A 4,155-nucleotide genomic window follows, 5' to 3' on the forward strand; every position below is an offset into this window, starting at 1 on the left:
CTGAGTCAGACAAAATCCGCATCGCCGAAGGCGATCTTTACGCGAATTACATTACTTTTGTCGCTTGACGAAACAGATTAGCCGATGATTTTCTCCCATTTACACGTTCATACCCAATATTCCTTACTGGATGGAGCTGCCGACATTAAATCGCTGTATAAAAAGGCGATGGCTTCCAATCAGCCTGCACTGGCAATTACCGACCATGGTAATATGTTTGGTGCATTCCAGTTTGTGGCGGAAGCATATAATAATAAATTAAATCCCGGCGATCCGAAAGATAAAAGACTGAAAGTAAAGCCTATTGTAGGATGTGAATTTTATGTAGTGGAGAACCGCCACAAAAGAGCATTTACAAGGGAAGAAAAAGATATCCGTTATCACCAGGTGTTACTGGCAAAAGATGATGAAGGTTACCGCAACCTCATCAAACTTTGCTCGCTGGGTTATATGGAAGGATTGTACGGTAAGTATCCCCGCATCGATAAAGAGCTCGTATTACAATACCATAAAGGGCTTATTGCCACTACCTGTTGTCTTGGCGCTTCCGTACCGCGTATTATACTCCGTAACGGTGAAGAAGAAGGGGAGAAAGAATTTCGCTGGTGGCCGGATATATTCGGGGAAGATTATTATGTGGAATTACAACGCCACGGCATTCCCGAACAGGAACAGGTAAATGCCGTACTGCTCCGCTTTGCACAGAAGTATAATGTAAAGGTAATTGCCTCCAACGATTCTCACTATGTAGACCAGGCCGATGCCAACGCACATGATATCCTGCTTTGTATCAATACCGGTGAGAAGAAAAGTACGCCCACCAACAAGGATTTTTCCGACGACGACAGTGCCGGTGGCAAGAAGGGACGTTTTGCATTTTATAACGACCAGTTCTATTTCAAGACAACGGAAGAAATGTCTGCCCTTTTTCATGATCTTCCGCAGGCTATCGATAATACCAACGAAATTGTAGATAAAGTACAGCTGCTGGATCTTAAAAGAGATATCCTGCTGCCTAACTTCCCTATTCCGAAAGAATTTATTACACAGGACCAGTACCTGCGCCATATCACCTACGAAGGCGCCCGTTCCCGGTACCTGGAAATGACCGCCGATATTGAAGAACGTATCAACTTTGAGCTGCAGGTAATCGAAAACATGGGTTTTGCCGGCTACTTCCTCATTGTGGCCGACTTCATCAAAGCCGGCCGTGAGCTGGGTGTGTTTATCGGCCCGGGCCGTGGTTCCGCTGCAGGATCGGCGGTGGCCTATTGTATCGGTATCACCAATATTGACCCCATCAAATATAACCTCCTGTTTGAGCGTTTCCTGAACCCGGAACGTAAGAGCATGCCCGATATTGATACGGACTTCGATGATGAAGGCCGTCAGAAAGTAATTGACTACGTAGTACAGAAATATGGCCGCAACCAGGTAGCGCAGATCATCACCTACGGTACCATGGCCGCCAAAATGAGTATTAAGGACGTGGCCCGTGTTATGGACCTTCCCCTGGTGGAATCCAATATCCTCGCCAAAATGGTACCGGACAAGCCTGGTATCCAGCTGGATCGCATCTTCAATGCCCCGCTCGACGGAGAAAAAAGCCTGGCCGATAAAGAAGGACTGGCTGGTGAAGATATTGAGAACGTGAAAAAACTACGGGAACTCATCAAAGGGGAAGACCTCCAGGGAGAAGTACTCCGTGAAGCCTGCGTACTGGAAGGCTCCGTACGTAATACCGGTATTCATGCGGCAGGTATCATCATTGCCCCGCAGGATCTGTACGACCTGATCCCCGTATCTACCGCAAAAGATTCCGACCTGCTGGTAACCCAGTTCGAAGGAAGCATCATTGAATCTGCCGGCGTAATCAAGATGGACTTCCTGGGGCTGAAAACCCTTACCATCATCAAAGGTGCGCTGGAACTGATCCGCCAGAACTACGGCATCTCCATAGAAATAGACAATATCCCGCTGGATGATGCCAAAACATATGAGCTCTATCAAAAAGGCGAAACCAACGCTACGTTCCAGTTCGAGTCGCCCGGTATGCAGAAATACCTGCGTGAACTGAAACCCGACAGGTTCGACGACCTCATTGCCATGAACGCCCTGTACCGGCCCGGGCCACTGGAGTATATCCCTTCGTTTATCCGCCGTAAACACGGACTGGAACCGGTGCAATACGATATTGCCGAAATGGAGGAATACCTCAGCGATACCTATGGTATTACGGTATACCAGGAGCAGGTGATGTTGCTGAGCCAGAAACTGGCCAACTTCTCCAAGGGAGATGCGGATGTACTGCGTAAAGCGATGGGTAAAAAGCAGATCGCAGTACTGAATAAGATGAAAGCGCAGTTTATGGAAGGTTGCGCTCAAAACGGCCATGATCCTAAGGTGTGCGAGAAAGTATGGACGGACTGGGAAGCATTCGCCTCCTACGCGTTCAATAAATCCCACTCTACCTGCTATGCTTTCGTGGCTTATCAAACCGCCTACCTGAAAGCCCACTACCCTTCCGAATATATGGCCGCCGTGCTGAACTGCGCCAGCAATATTGAAAAGATCACGTTCTTCATGGAAGAATCCAAACGCATGGGCATCGACGTATTGCCGCCTGATGTGAATGAATCTTTCAAGGGTTTTGCCGTTAATAAACAAGGCCAGGTACGCTTTGGCCTCGGTGGTTTGAAAGGTGTAGGCGAAGCCGCCATCGAAAACCTGCTGGAAGAACGTAAAAAAGATGGCCCCTTCAAAAACATCTTCGACTTTATCAAACGCGTGAACCAACGCGCCGTTAATAAAAAATCGCTCGAAGCCCTGGTTATGTCCGGCGCTTTCGACAGCTTCCCTGAATTACACCGTGCCCAGTATTTCCATAAACCGGAAGGTGAATCCCTTACCGGGCTGGACAAGATCGTGAAATTCGGTCAGCAGGTAACAGCAGGCTCTTCCAATATGGGCAGCCTTTTCGGCGCCGATGACCTGCCTGATATAGAACCGCCAAAGATCCCCAACTGCGATCCATGGCCGCTGATCATGAAGCTCAACAATGAAAGGGATATTACCGGTATCTACATTTCCGGCCACCCGCTGGACGATTACCGTTTTGAGCTGAAGCATTACCATATGAACTCCGTACAGGAGCTGGTGGAGTACCAGGCCGAAATATCCCAGCCGGGCGGTACCGGCGGTCGCGCCCGGGAACGCAATTTCCGCCTCGCGGTGTATATTACCAGCGCCCAGGAAAGGATTTCCCGTAATAACCGCCAGTTTGGCGTAATGACTATAGAAGATTATACCGGCAAGTTTGAATTTGCCCTGTGGAGTGAAGACTTTATCCGCTTTGCCCCTTACCTGAAACCGGGTCTTTGCCTGTTTATCAATGGTGGCTTCAAATCCAAACGGTTCAACGACAATGAGTATGAGTTCAAGGTAAGCAGCATCCAGCTGTTACAGGAAGTAAAGAAAACCCATACCAAACAGGTGTTCCTGAACACTATGCCGAAGTTTATTAACCGGGAAACAGTGGATTTCCTGGTCGACAATGTAAACCGCTTCCCGGGCAACAGTGTATTACATGTACAGCTGACCGACCGCGACGATCAAACCCAGGCAAAACTGCATACTTTTAACCGCAATATTGAGATGAATGACGAGTTGGCGGGTTTCCTGCATAAACAGCCGGATATCGATGTGTATATAGAGATAATCAATAAGTAAGATGTCAAAAATGCAGTAATTTGCACTCGGATCAAGATTTGATCGTAATCATACAAATCGCAAAAATCAAAACAATCGTTAAATAAAACATTTTAAAATCAAAGAATATGGCTTTAGAAATCACTGATGCGAACTTTGAAACGGAAGTTCTGAACTCCGATAAATTAACTGTTATTGACTTCTGGGCAGAATGGTGTGGCCCTTGTCGCGCTATCGGTCCTGTAATTGAAGAACTGTCTAAAGACTACGCAGGTAAAGTAAATATCGGAAAGGTTAACGTGGATCAGAACCCACAGTTGTCTGTAAATTACGGTATCACCAGCATCCCTGCTATCCTTTTCGTAAAAGGCGGTCAGGTTGTTGACAAACAGGTAGGCGCTGTGCCTAAATCCGTACTGGATAAAAAAATACAGGCCAATATGTAAT

2 protein-coding genes are annotated in these 4,155 nt (G+C 47.2%); both read left to right on the forward strand.

Translation table 11 applies throughout. The features are described 5' to 3' along the window. The first annotated feature begins 84 nt into the window (after positions 1 to 84). Positions 85 to 3,729: a DNA polymerase III subunit alpha gene (dnaE, locus tag VN105_RS27585; RefSeq protein ID WP_325646336.1), complete on the forward strand. Its 3,645-nt coding sequence runs from the start codon at positions 85 to 87 to the stop codon at positions 3,727 to 3,729. A 107-nt stretch (positions 3,730 to 3,836) separates the two neighbouring features. Then, positions 3,837 to 4,154 (forward strand): thioredoxin, encoded by a 318-nt coding sequence (trxA, locus tag VN105_RS27590; protein ID WP_079472839.1) that lies wholly within the window; start codon positions 3,837 to 3,839, stop codon positions 4,152 to 4,154. Position 4,155: the final 1 nt, after the last annotated feature.

Source organism: Chitinophaga sp. (genome assembly GCF_035564935.1).
GTDB lineage: Bacteria > Bacteroidota > Bacteroidia > Chitinophagales > Chitinophagaceae > Chitinophaga.

Bases quoted from the DNA above. Each gene is read 5' to 3' on its own strand.
- trxA (WP_079472839.1), top strand. From the start codon at position 3,837: ATGGCTTTAGAAATCACTGATGCGAACTTTGAAACGGAAGTTCTGAAC.
- dnaE (WP_325646336.1), top strand. From the start codon at position 85: ATGATTTTCTCCCATTTACACGTTCATACCCAATATTCCTTACTGGAT.